This is a genomic window from Rodentibacter sp. (genome assembly GCF_057314195.1).
In genome coordinates this window covers 1-22,852 of record NZ_DBHLAM010000004.1, presented here as the reverse complement: position 1 = coordinate 22,852, position 22,852 = coordinate 1, and the positions used below count along the sequence as shown (strand labels likewise).

At 44.5% G+C, this 22,852-nt stretch carries 21 protein-coding genes; 11 read left to right on the top strand and 10 right to left on the bottom strand.

Features of this window, described 5'->3' with window-relative positions; all coding sequences use genetic code 11:
- The 5 genes from potC to ACO59Y_RS00745 all read left to right on the top strand — a co-directional run.
- Window positions 1-752 (top strand): spermidine/putrescine ABC transporter permease PotC (gene potC, locus ACO59Y_RS00765; protein ID WP_486129772.1); only part of this gene is annotated, 752 nt, incomplete at its 5' end.
- A gap of 128 nt (window positions 753-880) precedes the next feature.
- Window positions 881-1,963: an extracellular solute-binding protein gene (locus ACO59Y_RS00760; protein ID WP_486129770.1), complete on the top strand. Its 1,083-nt coding sequence runs from the start codon at window positions 881-883 to the stop codon at window positions 1,961-1,963.
- Window positions 1,964-2,140: 177 nt separating this feature from the next.
- The gene (gene hypA, locus ACO59Y_RS00755) at window positions 2,141-2,482 is read left to right on the top strand and encodes a hydrogenase maturation nickel metallochaperone HypA (RefSeq protein WP_373603012.1); all 342 of its coding nucleotides are present in this window, start codon (window positions 2,141-2,143) and stop codon (window positions 2,480-2,482) included.
- Window positions 2,483-2,538: 56 nt separating this feature from the next.
- Complete coding sequence (gene rsuA, locus ACO59Y_RS00750) at window positions 2,539-3,237, top strand: 16S rRNA pseudouridine(516) synthase RsuA (RefSeq protein WP_486129768.1); 699 nt, start codon at window positions 2,539-2,541, stop codon at window positions 3,235-3,237.
- A complete protein-coding gene (locus tag ACO59Y_RS00745) occupies window positions 3,238-4,431 on the top strand; it encodes a Bcr/CflA family multidrug efflux MFS transporter (RefSeq protein ID WP_486129767.1) in 1,194 nt (397 codons plus the stop codon).
- A gap of 288 nt (window positions 4,432-4,719) precedes the next feature.
- Here ACO59Y_RS00745 and nagK read toward each other — a convergent pair whose 3' ends face one another.
- Entirely contained in the window at window positions 4,720-5,634 is a 915-nt protein-coding gene (nagK, locus tag ACO59Y_RS00740; protein ID WP_486129765.1) for an N-acetylglucosamine kinase, read from the bottom strand.
- A gap of 63 nt (window positions 5,635-5,697) precedes the next feature.
- A complete protein-coding gene (locus ACO59Y_RS00735; RefSeq protein WP_486129763.1) occupies window positions 5,698-6,414 on the bottom strand; it encodes a phosphatase PAP2 family protein in 717 nt (238 codons plus the stop codon).
- Between the two features lie 68 nt (window positions 6,415-6,482).
- On the opposite strand from ACO59Y_RS00735, the gene ribA reads away from it, so the two are divergent.
- From ribA to yedF, 4 genes are all read left to right on the top strand, one after another.
- Window positions 6,483-7,139 carry a GTP cyclohydrolase II gene (gene ribA / locus ACO59Y_RS00730; protein ID WP_486129761.1) on the top strand — a complete coding sequence of 219 codons (657 nt, stop codon included), beginning with the start codon at window positions 6,483-6,485 and terminating at the stop codon, window positions 7,137-7,139.
- A 305-nt stretch (window positions 7,140-7,444) separates the two neighbouring features.
- Window positions 7,445-8,197, top strand: a complete 753-nt coding sequence (locus ACO59Y_RS00725; RefSeq protein WP_486129759.1) for a Nif3-like dinuclear metal center hexameric protein — start codon at window positions 7,445-7,447, stop codon at window positions 8,195-8,197.
- A gap of 209 nt (window positions 8,198-8,406) precedes the next feature.
- The gene (gene yedE, locus ACO59Y_RS00720) at window positions 8,407-9,636 is read left to right on the top strand and encodes a selenium metabolism membrane protein YedE/FdhT (RefSeq protein ID WP_486129757.1); all 1,230 of its coding nucleotides are present in this window, start codon (window positions 8,407-8,409) and stop codon (window positions 9,634-9,636) included.
- Window positions 9,637-9,667: 31 nt separating this feature from the next.
- A complete protein-coding gene (gene yedF / locus ACO59Y_RS00715; RefSeq protein ID WP_373603020.1) occupies window positions 9,668-9,937 on the top strand; it encodes a sulfurtransferase-like selenium metabolism protein YedF in 270 nt (89 codons plus the stop codon).
- Between the two features lie 91 nt (window positions 9,938-10,028).
- Here the strand turns inward: yedF and purF are convergent, their stop codons facing one another.
- From purF to yfbV, 3 genes are all read right to left on the bottom strand, one after another.
- Window positions 10,029-11,546: an amidophosphoribosyltransferase gene (purF, locus tag ACO59Y_RS00710; RefSeq protein WP_373603021.1), complete on the bottom strand. Its 1,518-nt coding sequence runs from the start codon at window positions 11,544-11,546 to the stop codon at window positions 10,029-10,031.
- Window positions 11,547-11,556: 10 nt separating this feature from the next.
- Window positions 11,557-12,048: a CvpA family protein gene (locus ACO59Y_RS00705; protein WP_373603022.1), complete on the bottom strand. Its 492-nt coding sequence runs from the start codon at window positions 12,046-12,048 to the stop codon at window positions 11,557-11,559.
- A gap of 109 nt (window positions 12,049-12,157) precedes the next feature.
- Window positions 12,158-12,601, bottom strand: a complete 444-nt coding sequence (gene yfbV, locus ACO59Y_RS00700; RefSeq protein ID WP_486129753.1) for a terminus macrodomain insulation protein YfbV — start codon at window positions 12,599-12,601, stop codon at window positions 12,158-12,160.
- A gap of 218 nt (window positions 12,602-12,819) precedes the next feature.
- Here yfbV and ACO59Y_RS00695 point away from each other — a divergent pair, with 218 nt between their 5' ends.
- Together ACO59Y_RS00695 and pta are read left to right on the top strand one after the other, a co-directional pair.
- Window positions 12,820-14,022 (top strand): acetate kinase, encoded by a 1,203-nt coding sequence (locus ACO59Y_RS00695; protein ID WP_486129774.1) that lies wholly within the window; start codon window positions 12,820-12,822, stop codon window positions 14,020-14,022.
- Between the two features lie 67 nt (window positions 14,023-14,089).
- Window positions 14,090-16,225 carry a phosphate acetyltransferase gene (gene pta / locus ACO59Y_RS00690; RefSeq protein ID WP_486129751.1) on the top strand — a complete coding sequence of 712 codons (2,136 nt, stop codon included), beginning with the start codon at window positions 14,090-14,092 and terminating at the stop codon, window positions 16,223-16,225.
- A gap of 182 nt (window positions 16,226-16,407) precedes the next feature.
- On the opposite strand, the gene rnd is transcribed toward pta, so the two are convergent.
- The 5 genes from rnd to yoaA are packed head-to-tail and all read right to left on the bottom strand — an operon-like array spanning window position 16,408 to window position 22,585.
- Window positions 16,408-17,559: a ribonuclease D gene (gene rnd, locus ACO59Y_RS00685; RefSeq protein ID WP_486129749.1), complete on the bottom strand. Its 1,152-nt coding sequence runs from the start codon at window positions 17,557-17,559 to the stop codon at window positions 16,408-16,410.
- Between the two features lie 56 nt (window positions 17,560-17,615).
- Complete coding sequence (fadD, locus tag ACO59Y_RS00680; protein WP_486129747.1) at window positions 17,616-19,304, bottom strand: long-chain-fatty-acid--CoA ligase FadD; 1,689 nt, start codon at window positions 19,302-19,304, stop codon at window positions 17,616-17,618.
- Between the two features lie 44 nt (window positions 19,305-19,348).
- Window positions 19,349-19,888: a Slp family lipoprotein gene (locus ACO59Y_RS00675; protein ID WP_486129745.1), complete on the bottom strand. Its 540-nt coding sequence runs from the start codon at window positions 19,886-19,888 to the stop codon at window positions 19,349-19,351.
- A gap of 27 nt (window positions 19,889-19,915) precedes the next feature.
- Window positions 19,916-20,650, bottom strand: a complete 735-nt coding sequence (tsaB, locus tag ACO59Y_RS00670) for a tRNA (adenosine(37)-N6)-threonylcarbamoyltransferase complex dimerization subunit type 1 TsaB (RefSeq protein WP_486129743.1) — start codon at window positions 20,648-20,650, stop codon at window positions 19,916-19,918.
- Window positions 20,651-20,662: 12 nt separating this feature from the next.
- On the bottom strand, window positions 20,663-22,585 hold the full coding sequence (yoaA, locus tag ACO59Y_RS00665) for a DNA repair helicase YoaA (RefSeq protein ID WP_486129741.1): 1,923 nt from the start codon (window positions 22,583-22,585) through the stop codon (window positions 20,663-20,665).
- Between the last annotated feature and the right edge of the window lie 267 nt (window positions 22,586-22,852).

Below are 22,852 nucleotides of genomic sequence, written 5' to 3'. Positions count from 1 at the left end.
TCTTTATGTTTGTGGTATACGCTTATTTGTATATCCCGATTATTATTTTAGTGACGAATTCTTTCAATGAAGACCGCTACGGTTTAAGTTGGAAAGGTTTCAGTTGGAACTGGTACGAGCGTTTATTTAATAACGACACCCTAATCCAAGCAGCGATTCACTCTGTCACCATCGCCTTCTTTGCGGCAACTTTAGCGACTATTGTCGGCGGTTTAACCGCAATTGCTTTATATCGCTATCGTTTCCGCGGTAAACAGGCGGTGAGCGGCATGTTGTTTATCGTGATGATGTCGCCGGATATCGTTATGGCGGTATCCTTACTCGCCTTGTTTATGGTTGTGGGGATTTCTTTAGGTTTCTGGTCCTTATTGTTGGCACACGTGACCTTCTGTTTGCCTTATGTAACGGTAACTATTTTCTCCCGCTTAAATGGCTTTGATGCCAGAATGCTGGAAGCGGCGAAAGATTTGGGAGCAAGCGAAATCACCATTTTACGCAAAATTATCCTACCGCTTGCCTTGCCGGCGGTGGTTTCCGGCTGGTTGTTAAGTTTCACCATTTCGTTGGACGACGTTGTGGTGTCCTCTTTCGTCAGTGGCGTAAGCTATGAAATCTTGCCGTTGCGTATTTTCTCCTTGGTAAAAACCGGGGTCACGCCGGAGGTGAACGCCCTTGCCACCATCATGATTGTGCTGTCATTATTACTCGTTGTTGCAAGCCAATTTATCGGTAAGAAACACAAAGACATCTAGTCATAATAATGCTTCACAAATAATCTAATAGCACATACAATACGCCTTGACGCACAATCAAGGCGTTTTTTTATACCTGCATTTTACGCAGGTGTTTTTTTACCCTCTTTTACGGAGAACAAACAAAAATGAAAAAATTTGCAGGTCTGCTTACTGCCGGTTTAATTGCCGCAACATTAACCGCTTGTAACGACAAAGAGAGCAAGTCTGAAATGACTAGCGCACCGGCGGCTGCTAATGATACTGTATATTTATATACTTGGACTGAGTACGTTCCGGACGGTTTATTAGACGAATTCACTAAGGAAACCGGCATCAAAGTAATCGTTTCCAGCCTTGAGTCCAATGAAACCATGTATGCAAAAATCAAAACCCAAGGCGCCGCCGGCGGTTATGACGTCATTGCCCCTTCTAACTACTTCGTCTCCAAAATGGCGCGCGAAGGCATGTTAAAAGAACTGGATCACAGCAAATTACCTGTTATTAAAGAATTAGACCCTGATTGGCTCGACAAACCTTACGACAAAGGCAACAAATATTCCCTTCCGCAATTATTAGGCGCGCCGGGCATTGCCTTTAACACTAATAGCTACAAAGGTGCCGATTTCACCTCTTGGGGCGATTTATGGAAACCGGAATTTGCCAATAAAGTACAATTATTAGACGACGCGCGCGAAGTATTCAACATTGCTTTATTGAAAATCGGTCAAGATCCGAATACACAAGATCCGGCAATTATCAAACAGGCTTACGAAGAATTATTGAAATTGCGTCCGAACGTGCTTTCTTTCAATTCCGACAACCCGGCAAACGCCTTCATTTCAGGTGAAGTAGAAGTGGGCCAATTGTGGAACGGTTCCGTGCGTATTGCGAAAAAAGAGAAAGCTCCGTTAGATATGGTGTTCCCGAAAGAAGGCCCGGTACTTTGGGTGGATACCTTAGCCATTCCGGTCACCTCTAAAAACCCGGACGGCGCACACAAACTGATTAACTATATGTTAGGTGCGAAAGCGGCCGAAAAATTAACCCTTGCCATCGGTTATCCAACCGCCAACCTTGAAGCGAAAAAAGTATTGCCGAAAGAAATCACCGAAGATCCGGCAATTTACCCTACCGCTGAAGTGTTAAAAACCAGCCATTGGCAAGATGATGTGGGCGATGCCATTCAATATTACGAACAATATTATCAAGAACTGAAAGCGGCGAAATAAATCGTTCTCTCAAAAAAGAGTGCGCTATACTAAAACAGCACCGCATTGGAAGCAGTTCCGATGCGGTGCTGTTATTTAAGCTCACTTTTTTGCAGCGTATCAAGCAATCTTCTCAATATATTTGCCACGCACCCAAACATTTTCCTAAAATAAGCGCTCAATAAATTCGGAGGATTTATGCACGAACTTTCCCTTTGCCAAAATATATTGGAAATCGTAGAACAGCAATGTAAAACCCATCATATAAAAAAAGTCACCGAACTTTGGTTGGAAATTGGCGCACTTTCGTGTGTGGAACCGGATGCATTGAAATTTTGCTTCGACATCAGCTGCCAAGGCACACCAGCCGAAGGTTGCACGCTTCACCTTATCGAAATTCCTGCCCTCGCTTGGTGCTGGCAATGCGAAAAACAAGTAGAAATTCAAGCGCACCACGACATCTGCCCTCAATGCGGTAGTCCTCATTTGCAGCGACAAAACGGTACTGAATTGAGAATAAAAGAAATGGCATTCGAATAACCATTCCGTTCATATTTCCTCGTAACAAAACATCCAGAATTCATCACAGAGACCCTATGCGACTAGACAAATTTATCGCCGAAAACACCGGCCTAACCCGTTCCCAAGCCACTAAAGCCATTCGCCAAGGCATAGTCAAAATTAACGGAGAAATTGAAAAAAGCGGTGCGCGCCAAGTTTCATCGAAAGACCAAATTTATTTTGAAGAGGAATTACTCGGCTGGCTTGACGAAGGACTATATTTTATGCTGAATAAACCACAAGGCTACGTATGTTCCAACGATGACGGCGATTACCAGAATATTTATCAATTTTTCGACTACCCGCTCACCGGCAAATTACACAGCGCGGGGCGCTTGGATGTTGATACCACCGGGCTCGTGCTATTAACCGATGACGGGCAGTGGTCACACCGCATCACCTCGCCGAAACATCATTGCGAAAAAACCTATCTCGTCACGCTTGCCGATCCCGTGGAAACGCATTATGCGCAAGCTTGCACCGAAGGCATTTTATTGCGCGGCGAAAAAACGCCAACCAAACCGGCGAAACTGGAAATTCTTGATGATTACAACGTTAATCTCACCCTTTCCGAAGGGCGTTATCACCAAGTAAAACGCATGTTTGCCGCACTCGGTAATAAAGTCATCGGCCTTCATCGTTGGAAAATCGGCGACGTAGTATTAGACGAATCCTTGCAAGAAGGCGAATTTCGTCCGTTAACGCCCGAAGAAATTGAAAATTTGGTGAAATAAATGAACAAAAAAATCAAACCCGGTTTTATTTTTATTGCCACCCTCGGTATTTTATCTATGTTGCCACCCTTCGGCGTAGATATGTATCTGCCGTCATTTTTAGCTATCGCCGAAGATCTCAACATCAGTCCTGAACAGGTACAACATACGCTTACCGCATTTTCTTACGGCATGGCGTTCGGTCAATTATTCTGGGGACCGTTCGGCGATAGCTTCGGACGTAAACCGATTATTTTGCTCGGCGTTATTATCAGTGCAATTACCGCCTTAATTCTGACGGAAATCAATACTATCGGCAATTTCATCACCCTTCGCTTTGTACAAGGCTTTTTCGGTGCTGCGCCGGTCGTACTTTCCGGTGCATTATTACGCGATTTATTTAGCAAAAACGAACTCTCTAAAGTCATGTCCACCATCACGCTGGTGTTTATGATAGCACCACTCATCGCACCGGTAATCGGTGGGTACATCGTGAAATATGTCCACTGGCACGCAATTTTCTATGTCATGTCATTTATGGGCGCATTATCGGCGCTATTGGTCTTTTTCATCATTCCCGAAACCCATAAAAAAGAAAACCGCATTCCGCTACGCCTCAATATCATCGCACGGAACTTCATGGCTTTATGGAAACAAAAAGAAGTGCTGGGTTATATGTTCGCCGCCTCTTTCGGCTTTGGCGGATTGTTTGCCTTTTTGACGGCTGGCTCTATCGTATATATCGGTATTTACGGTATTGCGGTGGATGAATTCGGTTATTTCTTTATGCTTAATATCGCGATTATGACTTTCGCCTCCTTCCTAAACGGACGTTTTGTATTGAAATTTGGCGCAGAAACTATGCTACGTATCGGTATTACCATTCAATTTTTAGCCGGAATGTGGCTGGTTTTGAGCGCACTTTTTAATCTAGGCTTTTGGTCGATAGCGCTCGGCGTGGCATTTTTCGTTGGACAAAACCCGTTGATTTCTTCGAACGCCATGGCATCGATTTTAGAAAAATTTCCGAATATGGCGGGCACCGCAAATTCCCTGGTAGGTAGTGTACGTTTCGCTATCGGCGCATTAATGGGCACATTGGTCGCGATGATGAAAATGGACAGCGCCGCACCAATGCTTTACACCATGGGCGCTTGCGTAGTAATTTCCGTATTCTCCTATTATTTTTTGACTTGTCGAAATTTAACCAAATAACATGCGGAACGAAATTATCGAACAAACGCACAAACGAAAATTACCCTCACAAAATAGCACCGCATTGGAATCGCTCTCAATGCGGTGCTATTTTCATACAAACTTATATTTCACTCGCCAATCATTTTGTGCATTTGCTACACATTCCTCGAAATTAAAAGTTTTACTCAAAAATAAAATCCTTTTGCGTTCGGTAAAAAAAACAAAAGCGCCAACCGGCACCGCATTGAAATGACCTTCGCTTTTAGCACCGCATTGGCATCGCTTTTGTTTTCAATGTAAAGAAAATCATTTGCCTAAGAATAGCGCTGCTGCACCGCGTACACCACCGGAATCACCGTGTTTGGCTTTTTTTATCGGCGGCACTCTGGCGCTACGCATTAAATGCGGCGGAAGCGCTTTCGGTAAGGCTTCGTAAAGATAATCGAAATTCGATAAACCACCGCCGAGCACAATCATATGCGGGTCAAATGCGGTGATGATATTGCCGATTGAAATGGCTGCAAGTTCCACAAAAAGTGTCACAAAATCCAACGCACTTTCTTTGCCGCGATAGAACGCATCAATAATTTCGCGAGCGGAAAGCGCCTCGCCTTTTAAATCGCGATACAGCATTTCAAAGCCGCGACCGGAAAGATAAGTATCCAAACAAGCCGTGTTGCCGCAACCGCACGGATAAATCGGCGCCTTATCCCAGCCGAGTAATTTCAATGCGTGATAATTGAGCTGCAAATGTCCCAATTCGCCTGCCATGCCCACTTGACCGGAATGCACTTTGCCGTTAATCACGAAACCGCCACCGAAGCCTGTACCGAGAATTAAACCGAGCACGCTCGGGTACTGTTGATTTTCCTCGTCCCACGCTTCAGACAAGGCGAAACAGTTCGCGTCATTTTCCGCTCGTACTTCGCACCCCAAGCGTTCGGACAGATCACGTAAAATCGGTTTATTATCGGCCACGCGAATATTCGTGATTTCCGCCAAACCGGTTTGCTGATTAACAAAACCCGGTACGCCCATCCCCACGCTGCCGCGTTCACCGAAACGTGCATCGGCGCGCTTAACCAACTCCACAATAGTATCAAGCCATTCATCGTAATCCGTTTTCGGTGTCGCCACGCGTTCGGAATATAATTTTTCTAATTTTTCGTTGAACGCGGCGAGTTCAATTTTAGTGCCGCCGATGTCTAAACCGTAGTACATAGCCTCTCCTTAAAAAACGCGGTTAAAATTGACGAGAATTCTAACCGCACGTTTTATTAAAATTTATGACAAAGATCGTTTTTTCAGTAAAAAGCCGAAAATAATTACATTCACTAACCAAGCCGTAATTATCGCCACCAATAAATCGATCGGATAATGCATACCGAGACGTAGGCGGCTGATTAGCATCAATAAACTCCATGCCAACATCGCACCGATCAACAATTTCGCCGCTCTGCTACGATTACCCGTCAATTGAATAAAACCAACTGCCAACATTAACCAGGTTGCCGCAAAAAGAGTATGACCGGACGGAAACGAATAGCCGGTTTCGTTTTCATAATGGTGAATTAACCAAGCGGGCGTACCCGTTTGGGAATAAAAGTCTTTAGCAATTAATGCCCGTTGAGCGCGCTCATTTTGATAAAAACTTTCTGTGCTGCTATTGTTTTGCTCTGCCAAATACGTAACAAACGGACGCGGTTCTTGAAACACCGCTTTCAAGCCGGTTTTCAAGGCTTGTGTGGCCGCCACCGAAAGCGCCATCACCGTCACGGCGAAAAGCCATTGTTTACGGCTACGAAATAAGAAGCGAAAAACAAGCGCAAACAACGCACAAGTAATAAGCGCATAAGGCGCACTGCCTGTTTCGGTGAGCAAATACAACCAATAATCGGCTTCATTTAATTGGCCGTTGCCATGCCATCGATAGGAAAATCCCCAAACAAAAAACGGTACAAGACAAAGTAATAACATATATAATGACAGCCTTTTAAACATAAGCGCTCCTTAAGAATAAAAATGAAGTGCGCATTTTAACAGAATCGAAAACGAAGAAGGACAACTTTATGGCAAAAATTCGACGGGTCGCGCAAGCCAACCTGCCCACTGAATACGGCATTTTTAAAATAGTGGGCTTTGAATTGCCGGATAGCAAAAAAGAACACGTCGCGTTGGTAATGGGCGATATTTCGAACGAAGAAGAACCGGTTTTAGCGCGTATCCACTCCGAATGTTTAACCGGCGACGCGTTGCACAGCTTAAAGTGCGACTGCGGTTTTCAACTTGCCACGGCGCTACGCCAAATTCAAGAAGAAGGACGCGGCGTGTTGATTTATCACCGGGAAGAAGGTCGTGGCATCGGCTTGATTAATAAAATTCGTGCCTATGCTTTGCAAGATCAAGGTATGGATACCATCGAGGCCAACCTCGCCCTTGGATTTAAAGCGGACGAACGGAATTTTGCGGTGTGCGCCGATATGTTCGAATTGCTCGGTGTGAAAAAAGTGCGTCTAATGACAAATAATCCGCAAAAAGTGGATACCATGAAACAAGCGGGTATCAATGTGGTGGAGCGCGTTCCGCTCAATGTGGGCGAAAATCGCTACAACACCAAATACCTCGACACCAAAGCGAAAAAAATGGGGCATTACATCGTACACAACAAGCAAGAGTACTTAATGGAATGCCCGCACTGTCAAGAAGAAGTGATAAGTCAGAAATAACTAAAACTGCACAACATATCCACCGCCTTAAAAGGCGGTTTTTTCATTTAAATTGTCGACTAAATAAGTGTATTTTTATGATCAAAATCAAGCTTTACAAAAATTTCTTATTTATTTTTTATCATTTCGTAAATTTCTGTTGCTCATTATATAAATTTATATATAATGAATCTCGTTTTAGATACTAGATAGTAATGAAACTTGGCTAGTGCACTTCCCCCAACTTTTCGCACTAGCCATTTTTTTTTGAAATGTCTCAGGAAATTTCGTAACATAGCCCACCTTTTTCTCATTTCCGACAGAGCATGAACAATCTCGAACTCGAACATATTCTCAAGTGCAAACTCAATTCTAACGGCATCAACGATTACGCACCAAACGGCTTGCAAGTAGAAGGCAAAGCAGAGATCCAAAAGATTGTCACCGGCGTAACGGCAAGCCAAGCGCTGATTGATTATGCCGCGGCACAAGGTGCCGATGCGGTGCTGGTACACCATGGCTATTTTTGGAAAAACGAAAATCCGTGCATTCGCGGCATGAAGGGAAAGCGGATTAAAACCTTACTGCTAAACGATATTAATTTATACGCTTATCATTTGCCGTTAGACGTACATCCCGAACTGGGCAATAACGCGCAACTTGCTGCATTGCTCGGCATTGAAAATCTCCAACCGCTCGAAAGCGGCGCGGTGAGTATTCCCGTTTGGGGCGAACTGCGCGAACCGTTAAACGGAGTCGCGTTTGAGCACCGCATTGAACGCGCATTAAATCGCAAACCGCTGGCTTGTCTTAACGGGCCGCAATTAATCCGCAAAATCGGCCTTTGCAGCGGAGGCGGTCAAGGCTATATCGATCTGGCTGCAGCACAAGGTTGTGACGCATTTATTACCGGCGAAGTGTCGGAACAAACAATTCATTCCGCACGTGAGCAAAACATTCATTTCTTCGCCGCCGGCCACCACGCCACTGAACGTTACGGCATTCAAGCCTTGGGGCAATGGCTAGCCAAAGAATACGGTTTGGTGGTGGAATTTAAGGATATTGATAATCCGGCCTAATATCTCAACAAGCAAACCACGCGGTTACCTTTTTATGTTAACGGTAAACCGCGCTTCTATTCTTTAAAGGCAAATGATGCTATCATGTCGCCCGACAATCCATTTGTCTTATGTCGCAAGTTTTGTGTATAGGAAAATGATGAACTCCTCTTTTTTCACATTATTTATACCTTTCTTGCAAATTTTCTATTCAATCTTTAAGGTTTTCTATGAAAGAGATTTTGCAACAATTCAAACAAAATTATCTGATTAAATATTGGAACCCTGTCGTAGCAGTAATCGCAGCGGGGGTAATTTCCGCCTATTATTTCGGCGTAACCGGCACTTATTGGGCGGTAACGGGGGAATTTACCCGTTGGGGCGGACACGCCTTGCAGGCGCTTGGCGTGGATGTATCCGATTGGAGTTATTACAAAATCATCGGTATGCAAGGTACCATTTTCACCCGTGTCGATGGAGTGATGATTCTTGGTATGTTCGCCGGTTGTATTTCCGCTGCATTGTGGGCAAACAACGTCAAATGGCGTAACCAGCCGCATAAACGCCGTATTGCTCAAGCCTTAATTGGCGGTGCTCTGGCCGGTTTCGGTGCACGTTTGGCGATGGGGTGTAACCTCGCTTCACTGTTTACCGGAATTCCGCAATTTTCCGTGCATGCCTGGTTTTTTACCATCGCTACCGCAGTTGGTTCTTATGTAGGTGTGAAATTTACGCTTCTTCCTATGTTCCGCGTAAAACTGGAACTAAAAAAAGGGGCAGCTAAATTACAGGAAAACGACCCGAAAAAAGCCCAACGCCGTTTTTGGCTTGGCATAGCGGTGTTTTTCATCTATCTCATCGCGTCCCTTTATGTGATGGCCCAATCCGTCAAACTCGGCTTCGCCATGCTGTGTGGTTTAGCTTTCGGCTTGCTAATCGAACGGGCACAAATCTGCTTCACTTCAGCCTTCCGTGATCTTTGGGTAACCGGCCGCGCTTATATGGCGAAAGCAATTATTTTCGGCATTATCGTGGGCACCATCGGCGTATTTAGTTACATTCAACTCGGCGTATCACCGAAAATCATGTGGGCAGGTCCAAACGCCATTATCGGCGGCTTATTGTTCGGCTTCGGCATCGTGCTGGCGGGTGGCTGCGAAACCGGCTGGATGTATCGTTCAATGGAAGGTCAAGTACATTTCATGTGGGTCGGCGTAGGCAATGTGGTCGGTTCCACTTATTTGGCATACGCCTGGGATGATTTAGCACCGTTACTGGCGCTTGATTACGAAAAGCTCAACTTACTGAAAGAATTCGGTCCGGTCGGCGGGTTATTGGTGAACTACGGTTTACTAATTCTCTGCTTAGTCGCCGTGATTTGGTGGGAAAAACGCTTCCTTACCAAAGCGAAAGCAAAACTCGCGAGCGCTCAAACGCCAATAAATGGCTGTGGCGCGTAATTTATTCTTCATCAACAAAAAAGGAAATATTATGGCATTTACCGTTGTTCAAAAATTAGATAAAGATCCGCAAGACATTACCCCGGATTATACCTTAGACACGCTAGGCGAACCTTGCCCGTACCCGGCAATCGTCATGCTAGAGACGATGCCACAGCTACAAAAAGGCGAAATTCTGGAACTGTTAAGCGACTGCGCGCAATCCATCAACAATATCCCGGTGGACACTAAAAACCACGGCTACACCTTATTGAGTGTGGAACAGGATGGCACCAAGTTGCGTTATTTAATTCAACGTTAAAAACAGCACCGCATTGGGAGCGCTCCCAATGCGGTGCTATTTTTGACCTTCAAATACAAACTGACGGTTAAATCAATCAGCGCACTTTTTCTTACCTTTCATTATGAATTTCTAAATTTGTGGCGTCTTTTTCACGCATTTTCTTCGCGCCATCATTGCGTTGCAAAGCGATATTGTCGAGATATTCCGGCGTGATATCGCCGGTTACGTATTCACCGGTGAAGACGGAACAATCAAAGCCTTGAATTGCCGGATTTTCTTGTTGCACGGATTCGGTGAGCGCACTCAAATCTTGGAACACCAATTTATCCACGCCGATCAATTTCGCAATTTCATCGACATCGCGACCATAAGCGATCAATTCGTCTTTGCTCGGCATATCAATGCCGTACACGTTCGGATAACGAATTTCCGGTGCGGCGGAGGCGAAATAAATTTTCTTCGCGCCGGCCGCGCGCGCCATTTCCACAATTTGCTCGGAAGTGGTGCCACGCACAATGGAATCATCCACCAACAACACATTTTTATCTTTAAATTCCGCTTTGATGGTATTGAGTTTCCGACGCACGGAACTGATACGTTGCGCCTGCCCCGGCATAATAAAGGTGCGCCCTACGTAACGGTTTTTTACAAAACCTTGGCGATACGGCTTGTTTAAAACGTTGGCGATTTGTAACGCAATGTCGGTGGACGTTTCCGGTACGGGAATCACCACATCGATATTTTCCAGTTCATTCTGCCATTCACGTGCGATTTTTTGGCCGAGTTTTTCGCCCATATGAACGCGTGCGGCGTACACGGATACACCGTCCATAATAGAATCCGGCCGGGCAAAATAGACATATTCAAAGATGCACGGATTTAGTACCGCATTGACGGCGCATTGTTGTGCGTAAAGCTTGCCGTCGAAAGTCACGTAAACCGCTTCGCCCGGCGCCACATCGCGCACGAAATCAAAACCGGCGACATCTAACGCCACGCTTTCCGACGCGAACATATATTCGGTTTGACCGTTTTCTTCGCGTTTACCCAAAACCAGCGGTCGAATACCAAAGGGATCGCGAAACGCTACCATGCCGTGACCGATAATCATCGCCAAGCAAGCATAGGCGCCGCGCACATCTTTGTGGGTTTTGCTCACTGCGTAGAAAATATCTTGCGGATCAAGATGATCTTGCGGAATGTTGTCGAGGTGATTAGCGAGAATATTAAGCAACAGCTCAGAATCGGAATTAGTGTTGACATGACGACGTGCGCTTTTAAACACTTTTTCTTTGAGTTCGGCGGAATTGGTGAGATTGCCGTTATGTACCAACGTTACGCCGTAAGGCGAATTGACATAAAATGGTTGTGCCTCCGAGACGCTGGAACTGCCCGCTGTCGGATAACGTACGTGCCCCATGCCGGCATTGCCTTGTAAGCGTAACATATGTTCTTGTCTGAAAATGTCACTGACCAAGCCATTGGCTTTGCGCAAACGGAAGCGATTCTCATCGTCCACTGTGACGATACCCGCGGCATCTTGTCCGCGATGTTGCAACAACGTTAACGCTGCATAAATAGATTCATTAACCGGATTTTGACCGATAATCCCGACAATACCACACATTTCATGACCCTTATTGATTAAGTGTTGAATTTAAGAAACTGGAACTTTGTTGAAGCTGTTGAAAAAACCATTCGATAATAAAGCCGAAGTGCGGAATCAATTTTGATTCTTTCCACCACTCGGTTTGTTCAAAATTGGTGAAGGTATCCAAGAAAAATAAAACGGCAGCCACAATTAACACACCACGCAATAAACCGAAAGCCGCACCTAACACACGATCGGTACCGGTTAAACCGGTTTTATCTACTAGCTGGGCGATCACAAAATTAACGATGGCGCCGACGATTAACGTCAATACAAATAAGATCCCAATCGCTGTGCCGTTACGAATATATAAGGAGTCGATTTGAGTCAAATAAGCAGCAAGAGATGGGTAAAACTGGCTGGCGACGATAAACGCCACCACCCAGCTGGCAAGGGACAGCACTTCGCGTACAAAACCGCGCAGTAAACTGACGATAATAGAAAAAGCGATGATGCCAATAATAATGTAATCAATCATTAAAAAATCTCTCAATAAAAAAGAGCTGCCTAAGCAGCTGCGGTATTCTACAAAAAATAAAGTAAAAAAGAAAACGTTTGCGTAAGATTAATTCGGCATGTAGATTCAGTCAGAGCTCCTGCCAAAATGCACGATCCAATCGATTTTGCGCTTTCTTTAAAACTTCGGCCAAATGTTGGTATGTCGGTTGCCCTTGCACCAAAGGCAAAGGTTCATGAATTTTATTCAAACGTTCACAAATATGATAAAACCAAGCCGCACTTTGCGCTTTCAACGGTGAAGCGGCGCGTTTACCTAACCAATAAAGCCCTTGCAAGGGAATCAACAAGGCCAAAAATGCCGTTGTTATTGCGAGCGAAAACGCCATTAAATCCGATTTGGCATAAAGCTGTTGCCACACAACAGAAAACACAGCGATGATCGGCATGGTTTTCTGCGCAAAACGCGTCGCTTTCATCACTCGATTTTCCGGAAAAATCATGCCTAATTTAGCCTCTTGTGGCCAAGTATTGAGATAGGTTTGCCCTTGTTTAAAAACCGAAAAAAATGACATAAAAACACCCTTAAAATAACAGTGCCTATAATACGCCAATCCGCCGCAACTTACTATCTCATCGAATATTCGCTTTGCGATGCTTGAAGCCGTTTTTTTTCTTTCGCTATGAATTTATTTTATTACTTAAAAGGTGTATTCTATGCACGTTTTTTTGGTTTGCTTCAGCCGATTTATTCGAGCACGGCAAATTTCCGTCAACTAAATATAATGGGTTTATTATGTCAAAACTTGTTCTTATTCTTAACTGCGGTAGCTCCTCATTAAAATTCTCCATCCTTGATCCGATTTCAGGTGATGAAAAATTATCAGGTTTAGCCGAAGCGTTCTATTTGCCGGAAGCACGTATTAAATGGAAATTGCACGGTGAAAAAGGACAAGCGGACTTAGGCGCCGGTGCAGCGCACGCGGAAGCGTTAAACTTCATCGTAAAAAATATTTTCAGCAAAGATGCTGAACTACAAAACGGAATTTGCGCAATCGGTCACCGTATCGTTCACGGCGGCGAAAAGTTAACCAAATCAATGATCGTAACGGATGACGTGGTAAACGAAATCGAAAACGCCATTCAATTCGCTCCGTTACACAACCCAGCGCACTTAATCGGTATTCGTGAAGCATTTAAATTATTCCCGCATTTAAAAGACAAAAATGTCGTCGTATTCGATACTGCATTCCATCAAACTATGCCGGAAGAAGCCTACCTTTATGCGCTTCCGTACTCTTTATATAAAGAACACGGCGTTCGTCGCTACGGTGCACACGGTACCAGCCACTATTTTGTCAGCCGTGAAGCGGCGAAACGTTTAGGCATTGCCGAAGATAAAGTTAACGTCATCACTTGCCATTTGGGTAACGGTGGTTCTGTATCTGCCATTCGTCACGGCCAATGTATCGATACCTCCATGGGCTTAACACCATTAGAAGGTTTGGTAATGGGCACCCGTTGCGGTGATATTGACCCGGCAATTATGTTTTACATGCACAACACGCTCGGTATGTCGGTAGAAGAAATCGAAACTACATTAACCAAAAAATCCGGTCTTTTAGGTTTAACCGAAGTCACCAGCGACTGCCGTTACGCGGAAGATAATTATGAAAAAGAAATCCCAGCAAAACGCGCATTAGATGTTTACTGCTACCGTTTAGCCAAATATATCGGTTCTTACATGGCGGTAATCGGTGAACGTTTAGATGCCATCGTATTTACCGGCGGTATCGGCGAAAATTCAGCTCATGTGCGTGAAATCACCTTAAATCACTTAAAACTTTTCGGTTACCAAATTGATCAAGAACGTAATCTTGCAGCGCGTTTCGGTAATGAAGGCATCATCACCAAAGAAGGATCGCCGATTGCGATGGTACTTCCAACTAACGAAGAATTAGTGATCGCACAAGACACCGCAAAACTTTGTTTCTAATTTCACTCCAAACTGCCGAATTTTTTCGGCAGTTTTTATTTATAACTCAATCAAGTTAAGGTTTATTATGTCCCGTACAATTATCCTTATTCCCATCAGCGCCGGTGTAGGCTTGACCAGCGTTAGTCTCGGCTTAATCCAATCTTTGGAACAAAAAGGCGCGAAAGTTGGTTTTATGAAACCAATTTCTCAACCGAACTCCGGAGAAGATCAATTAGATCGAACAACCTCCATCATTCGTACCAGCACCGCATTGGAAACCGCCGAACCCTTTATGCTTAGCGTGGCGGAATCACTAATCGGTCAAAACCAATCCGATGTATTATTAGAAAAAATCGTTGAAAATCACCAACAACTGACGAAAAACAGCGAAATTGTAGTGGTCGAAGGCTTAATCCCGACCCGCAAGCACGGCTATGCCAATAGCATTAACTACGAAATCGCCCAAGCATTAGACGCCGAAATCATTTTAGTGGCAGCGCCTGCAACCGAAACTCCGGCGGAGTTAAAAGAACGTGTAGAAGCGGCTGCCTCATTATTTGGCGGCAAAAACAACCCGAATTTATTAGGTGTCGTGATCAATAAATTTAACGCACCGATTGACGAATCCGGTCGTACCCGTCCGGACTTAACCGAAATTTTCGATTCTTTCCAACACAGCCATAATAGCGAAAGCGAATTAACCAAATTATTCGCCACCGGTTCAATCAAACTCCTTGCTTGCGTGCCTTGGTCCGCCGAATTAATCGCAACTCGCGCAATAGACCTAGTAAAACACTTAGGCGCGGCTATTATCAATGAAGGCGATATTAATCGTCGTATTCGTGGTATCACTTTCTGCGCCAGAAGCCTACCAAACATGGTGGAACATTTCCGCTCTGGTAACTTGTTAGTAGTTTCCGCCGATCGCCCGGATGTGATTGTCGCGGCAGCACTTGCGGCTTCCAACGGCATAGAAATTGGCGGGATGTTATTAACCGGCGGATACAAAATTGATGCACAAATCAACAAACTTTGCCAACACGTATTCGAAAGCAGCAAATTGCCGATTTTCCGCATTGAAGGCAATACTTGGCAAACCGCATTAAGTTTACAAAGCTTTAATCTTGAAGTTCCGGTTGATGACAAAGAACGTATCGAAAGCATTAAACGTTATATGAGCGAGCAATTCGACGCCGAATTTATCAATGGCCTCGTTGCCGGCTCCACCCGTTTACGTCGCTTATCACCACCGGCATTCCGTTTCCAATTAACCGAACTTGCTCGTGCTGCCAAAAAACGTATCGTTCTTCCCGAAGGCGACGAACCTCGCACCATTAAAGCGGCAGCGCTTTGTGCAGAACGCGGCATCGCCGAATGTATTCTTTTGGCGGATCCTGCGTCCGTGCAACGTGTAGCCGAAGCGCAAGGTGTGCAATTAGGTAAAGGTATCACGATTATCAATCCGGCTGATGTACGCGAAAATTATGTGAATCGTTTAGTCGAATTACGTAAAGCGAAAGGCATGACTGAAAGCGCAGCTCGCGAACAACTGGAAGATACAGTGGTACTCGGTACCATGATGTTGGAAGCCAACGAAGTGGACGGCTTGGTTTCCGGTGCAGTTCATACTACGGCTAACACTATTCGCCCGCCTATGCAAATCATCAAAACCGCACCGGGCAGTTCAATCGTTTCCTCTATTTTCTTCATGTTGTTACCGGATCAAGTGTTGGTATACGGTGACTGTGCGGTGAATCCGGATCCTACGGCGGAACAATTAGCCGAAATTGCAATTCAATCGGCCGACTCCGCTAAAGCCTTTGGTATTGATCCGAAAGTGGCGATGATTTCGTACTCTACCGGTACTTCTGGTAGCGGCGCCGATGTCGAAAAAGTGAAAGAAGCGACCCGTATCGCGAAAGAAAAACGTCCGGATTTACTTATCGACGGTCCGTTACAATACGATGCGGCAGTGATGGAAGACGTCGCGCGTTCTAAAGCGCCAAACTCCCCTGTGGCGGGTAAAGCTACCGTTTTCGTATTCCCTGACTTGAATACCGGTAACACCACTTACAAAGCGGTACAACGCTCTGCGGATTTAGTTTCTATCGGCCCAATGTTACAAGGTATGCGCAAACCGGTGAACGACTTATCCCGTGGTGCATTAGTTGATGATATCGTTTACACCATTGCGTTAACGGCAATTCAAGCAACACAATAATCGTCAATTCTAATCAGCAATGGCCGCACTTTTGACATAAAAGTGCGGCCATTTTGTCTTGTTTTTCGTTAAGCTTTCTTGATTTTTTAAGGACACTCAAATTGACACATCAAAACAGCACCGCATTCAGACTCTAGCTGAGTTCAATGCGGTGCTATTTTGGCTCAACGTTTTAAATATGGCTATTCAATGGATTTGAGCAACGACAACAACTGCAAACCGATTTCGCGGCGCCAGCCAAGCAATAAATCCGGCAATTTATCTTGCGGTTCGTTATACAACCAAACCCATTTGAGTAACTCTTCCAAACTGCGTTTACTCGCCAAAATTTCCAGCGTTAAGCCTTGTGGCGTAAGTTCGTAGGCTTTTTCTTGTAATAAACGCATAGCTTTTTTATAACGTGCATCATCTACGATGCGTACGATGCGTTTCGGATAATCATAAGGCGAAATGCGACGCGCTTGGGCTAAAAGCTGCAAAATCTTTTTACCGCGCACGCGAACTTCGTTGTTGGTGAGTCCCATTTCCAACATTTCGGAGGTATTACGCGGATTGTATTTCGCCACTTTCCACAAATGCTCGGATTTCACCACGTAAGAAAGCGCCAAATCACGCGTTATTGCAACTTCTTGACGCCATTTGGCGAGAATTTTTAAACGCGCCAATTCTAACGGGTTCAATTTCCACGCGTTTGGAATATCTAAATAAGCAGTTTCCGCATCATACGCTTGCAATTTTTTCGTTTTCGTCAAGGCAAGCGCGCAGTCCGCCAGCACCGCATTCAACCAAGGGCCGGCCGCCAATTCTTGCTGCAAACGATGATACAGCGGCAATAAATACCACACGTCGCCAGCGGCGTAATGTAATTGACTTTCAGACAATGGGCGCTTCATCCAATTGGTACGTGTCGCGCCTTTATCCACGTCTACGTTCAAATATTGCCGCACCAATTTCGCCAAACCGGCCGAAGTTCCCAAACCAAGAAAACGCGCCATAATTTGTGTATCCATAATCGGTTGCGGCAGTTGGTCGAATTCCTGCAAAAACACCAACAAATCTTCACTGCAAGCGTGCAGAATTTTGAGCACGTTTTGATCGTTCAGCAATGCCACAAAAGGCGAAAAATCCGTAATGCTTAAAGGATCAATCAAAGATACACGCTCACCGTCATACAGTTGAATTAAACCGAGTTTCGGAAAATAACTCGAGACACGCACAAATTCTGTATCTAACGCGACCACGCTTTGTTCACGCGCCGATTGACAAACTTCAGCTAACGCGTAGTTACTGTTAATCAGAGAAAAACACGGTGGATTTTGACATTCTTTTATCATGGAATTTTTTCTTAGGTCAGAATAAAAATGGGATATTGCTATCCCATTTTATTGCATTAATGTGTTGGTCGTTTGGCGATTTCTTCGTCGCGTAGCACGCGGCGTAAGATTTTGCCAACGTTGGTTTTTGGCAATTCATCGCGGAACTCGATTTCTTTCGGCACTTTGTAGCCGGTCAGATGTTGACGACAATGTTGCCGCAATTCATCGCGAGTCAGGCTTTCATCTTTTTTGACGACGAAAATTTTTATCGTTTCGCCAGAAACTTCGTGCGGCACGCCGATTGCCACCGCTTCCGCCACTTTGTAATTGAGCATGACAACATCTTCGATCTCATTTGGATAAACATTAAAACCAGACACCAAAATCATATCTTTTTTACGATCCACAATGCGTAAACTGTAACTTTCGTCCATCACTACGATATCGCCCGTCGCCATCCAACCGTCTTTCAACACTTCGTTAGTGGCCTCTGGGCGTTGCCAATAGCCTAGCATCACTTGCTCGCCTTTCACCCATAATTCACCGGGCTCCCCGATTTGCGCTTCGGAACCATCCTCTTTAAGGATTTTAATATCCGTATTCGGCACCGGTACACCTATAGTACCGTTATGTTTCACCACATTTACCGGACAAGCGGCAATCAGCGGGGAACATTCCGTCATACCGTATCCTTCAATAATACTGCTACCGGTCAACGCATGCCAACGTGTTGCCACTGACTGCTGAATCGCCATGCCGCCACCGACGGAAAGTTTCAACGCAGAAAAGTCCACTTCTTTAAAATTTTCGTTATTTAACAACGCGTTAAACAAAGTATTCACACCGGTAATAGCTTCAAAGCGGTGCTTTTTCAGCTCTTTGACGAAACCGTCGATATCGCGCGGATTAGTGATCAAAATCGCCGTTATACCCAATTCGAGGAACAACAAACAGTTTACAGTTAAGGCAAACACATGATAAAGCGGCAGGGCTAGAATCGCCGAACGCGGGCGAGTATGATCACCGATAAACGGTTCAGCAATCCATTTGGCTTGGAATACATTAGTAATAATATTGCCGTGTGAAAGCATTGCGCCTTTCGCCACACCGGTGGTGCCACCGGTATATTGCAAGAACGCCAAGTCGTCACGCGCCACTTCGGGACGTACATATTGGCGATATTTACCGATGCTTAGCACTTCACGAAACGTCACCGCATTCGGCAATTTATATTTTGGCACCAGTTTTTTGATGTATTTCACCACGAAATTCACTAGGGTACGCTTACCAAAGGAAAGCTGGTCGCCCATTCGGGTTAGAATAACGTGCTTGATATTCGTGTTAAATACGACTTTTTCTAGCGTCGAGGCGAAATTAGACACCACCACAATCGCTACTGCACCGCTGTCTTGTAATTGATGTTCTAACTCGCGCGGCGTGTAAAGCGGATTAACGTTTACCGCAATTAAACCAGCGCGCAAAATACCAAAAAGCGCGATAGGATATTGCAATAAATTCGGCATCATTAATGCCACGCGGTCACCACGTTTTAATTTAAATTCATTTTGTAAATAAGCAGCGAAAGCGCGACTACGTTCTTCTAATTTACGGAAAGTGAGCACTTGCCCCATATTAATATATGCCGGACGATCGGGATGTTCGCGCACCGCTTTGTCAAACATATCTAAAATTGATTCATATTTCGAAGTATCCAGAAATTTTTCTGCACCTTCCGGATAATTTTGAAACCATATTTTTTCCATTTTTAACCTTATAATATTGGAAAATTGACGGCGGATTCTATCATCTAATTTAAATAATAGCGAATTTCCGGCTCGCTGTACCACGGGCGATGAGGCCAGCCCCAAAAGCCCCAGTCATCCCAATCGTCAGTAGGATAATAATAACTTTTCGTTAATCTCCAAAGGCGATATTTTTCAATTTGAATAACCGGATAAGTATAATTCGCTTGCTCGATGTTGCCTTGCTGTTTACCGATTATTTGACCGCCGAGCGTAATATAACGATCTTTTAAATTTTCCGGATCAATAAAACCATTCAAATACGCGATAAAACGCCCGTCTGATTGCGATTCTACAAGCGGTTCGCCGGAATAGTCGGAAACCGGTAAACTCAACACTTCGATTTTAGTTTTATTCGGCAAAACCTCAAAACTCATAATTTTTCCGCCCAAACGCACCGATTGACAACGGCTATTCAAATCTTGCGGCGAAATTGCACGATATTGGGTGATGGAAAATCGTTCTTTTTCTAAACCTTGCGGCACCGAAACGCATCCGCTTAAATACAAAAGCACGGTTAACAACAAGTATGTTTTTCCTTTCATAAGATTCTCCTTATTCCGTAACCTGAACTATTCGCGCCCCGCTAATTTTTTCCAAGTCACTTCATTACGCAAATAAATCGGTTCAATCTCCAACGCCGAAATCGTTTTTTGTTGTAGCCATTCTACGCGAGCCAATTCCAACATATAACGCGCATCCGGCAATTCAATATCCGAACCTGTCAAACCTTTTGTGGCAAATTGCGCATAAGCATTCCAACCGGTACCAACTCTCAATGCGGTGCTCGTAGCGATGTTCAATGCGGTGCTATTGGCAAGCTGCACAAGTGCTTTCTCGGGTGAGCACACTTGCTCGGGAATTAGATTTTTCCAAACAAAAAATTGGCCAAAATCCGTACATTTTTTTTCACGCACCAACTGAGAAAAATAAACTTCATTCATTCGCGCATCAATCGCGGCGGCCACGTTTTCCGCTTGATACAGTTCAAAAGCCGCTTGCGCCATGGCGGTCAAATTGGAAATTGGAATCACCGGTAAATCGGCACCAAGCGCTAATCCTTGCGCGATAGCCGCCCCAACTCGTACGCCGGTAAAGCTACCCGGACCGCGCCCGAAGGCCAATGCATCAAGTTGATTCAATTTAAGTCCGGAATCTGTCAAAATTTCATCAACCATCGGCAAAATACGTTTAGCGTGCGTGCGCTGCGCCAATTCGTTCAAATACGTTTTTTCACCGTTATACAATAACGCGACAGAACAAGCTTCAGTGGAAGTATCCAGCGCCAATAAAGTTAAATTCGTCATTTATGTTCTCAATTATTTATTTTGTAAAAATTGTATCACTTTGTTGAGATCTCGGGTACGGCTTGAATTAGGTAAACTTTTTAAAAAGATTTTGCCGTAATTACGCATAACAAGACGGTTGTCACAAATAATGACCGCACCGCGATCCGTCACGTCGCGAATTAAACGGCCGACGCCTTGCTTGAGCATAATCACCGCTTCAGGCATTTGAATCTCGTAAAAAGGATCACCACCTTGCAAACGACAATCTTCAATGCGAGCCTTCAACAGTGGTTCATCCGGTGCAGTGAACGGCAATTTATCGATGATCACCAAAGAAAGCGCATCGCCACGCACATCCACGCCTTCCCAAAAACTGGAAGTCGCCACTAGTACGCTATGCGGCTCTTGAATGAATTGTTCCAATAATTTGCCTTTCGAAGTTTCACCTTGTAAAAGAATGGAAAGCTCGCTATTTTCACGGAAATATTCCGCCAAGCCGCGCATCATAGAATAGGAAGTGCAAAGCACAAAACAACGCCCGTTATTCGCTCCAATTACAGGCAGAAGCATTGCGCCAAGGAATTTTAAGGTGTGCGTTTGATTGGCATTCGGTAAATAACGTGGCACGCAAAGCAGGGATTGTTCAGGGTAATTAAACGGGCTCGGCAAAACTTTCTGCACAGCATTTTCGATGCCGAGACGTCGACAAAAATACTTGAAGGTTCCGCCGACTTCAAGCGTCGCCGAAGTAAAAATCCATGCAGCTTCTTTTGCTGCCATTTGCTCGCCGAATTTATCTGCGACGGTTAACGGCGTAATATGTAAGGCGAATTGACGCCCATTGCTCTCATACCAATAACAATACCCAGTGATATTGGTTTGCGTCAATCGTTTAAGTTGGTTTTTAACGGATTCGATACGTTCAAAAATATTATCTAATGTTTGCGAACGCCCTAAAGCCAATTTAGCCACTTCGGAAATAAATTCGATTTTTTCCTGCAATAATTCAAAGGCTTTTTTGACCGCGCTTTGAGTATACAATTCACGCCAATTTCCGCGTGCATTATTGCCTTCACCGAGCAATAAACGAAAATCTTGCACCACTTTAAGCAAAGTATCGGATGCACTACCGAGCTGCCGTATATCTTTTAATTCAGTACGGTAAACGATATTAATATCTTTGCATAAATCAAATAATTGTCGTGAAGTTAAAGATTGTCCGAAATATTGACTCGCAATATCGGGCAATTGGTGCGCTTCATCAAATACAATCACTTCCGCATTTGGAATCAACTCGCCGAAGCCACTCTCTTTCACCGCCATATCGGCAAAAAATAAATGATGATTAACCACAACGAGATCCGCATTGAGGGCTTTTTTTCGTGCGCTTGCTACATAACATTCAGCATAATTGGGACAATCCGTACCTAAACAACTTTCGGCGGTACTGGTCAACTGGGAAATAATTGAACTATCTTCGGCAAGTTCAATACATTCGGTAAAATCGCCGGTTTGCGTGCCGTTATTCCATTTGCGTACTTTAGCTAAATCTGCCAATACTGATTTATCTCCAAGTACGCCTTGCGCAATCACTTGTTCTAAGCGTTCAAGGCAAAGATAATTAGCACGACCTTTTAATAAAGCAATTTTGCCGGTGAAATTAAGTGCCTTTTTAATTGCCGGTAGATCACGATTAAATAATTGATCTTGAAGATTTTTAGAACCTGTGGAGATGATCGTTTTTTTCCCGGCGAGCAATGTGGGCGCAAGATAAGCAAAAGTTTTACCAGTGCCGGTTCCCGCTTCAATCACAAGTGAGGATTTATTCCGAATTGTCTCGCCTACGAATTGCGCCATATCCAATTGTTCGATTCGAGGACGAAAACCTTTAATCGCTCGGCCTAGCGCACCATCAATAGAGAAGATCTGGTTGATTTCTTGCTGATAATTCATTCGTTTATAAGAGGAAAAATTTGCGTCAGTTTAGCAAAATTCACCCAAAGCGTCATTGATAATCCAGCGAAGCGAAAAAAGAAAGGTTAAACGCATTGTGATTTCAGCACCGCATTAAGCTACAGAATTGAACATCGGCTTGAGCACCGCATTGGAGCTGTCTGTCTTTCTCCCCTTTTGCCGTTTTTAACCAATAAAAAACCCCGGCCTTGTGACCGGGGTTCATTCCATATCTACCTGGCGGTGCCCTACTCTCACATGGGGAAG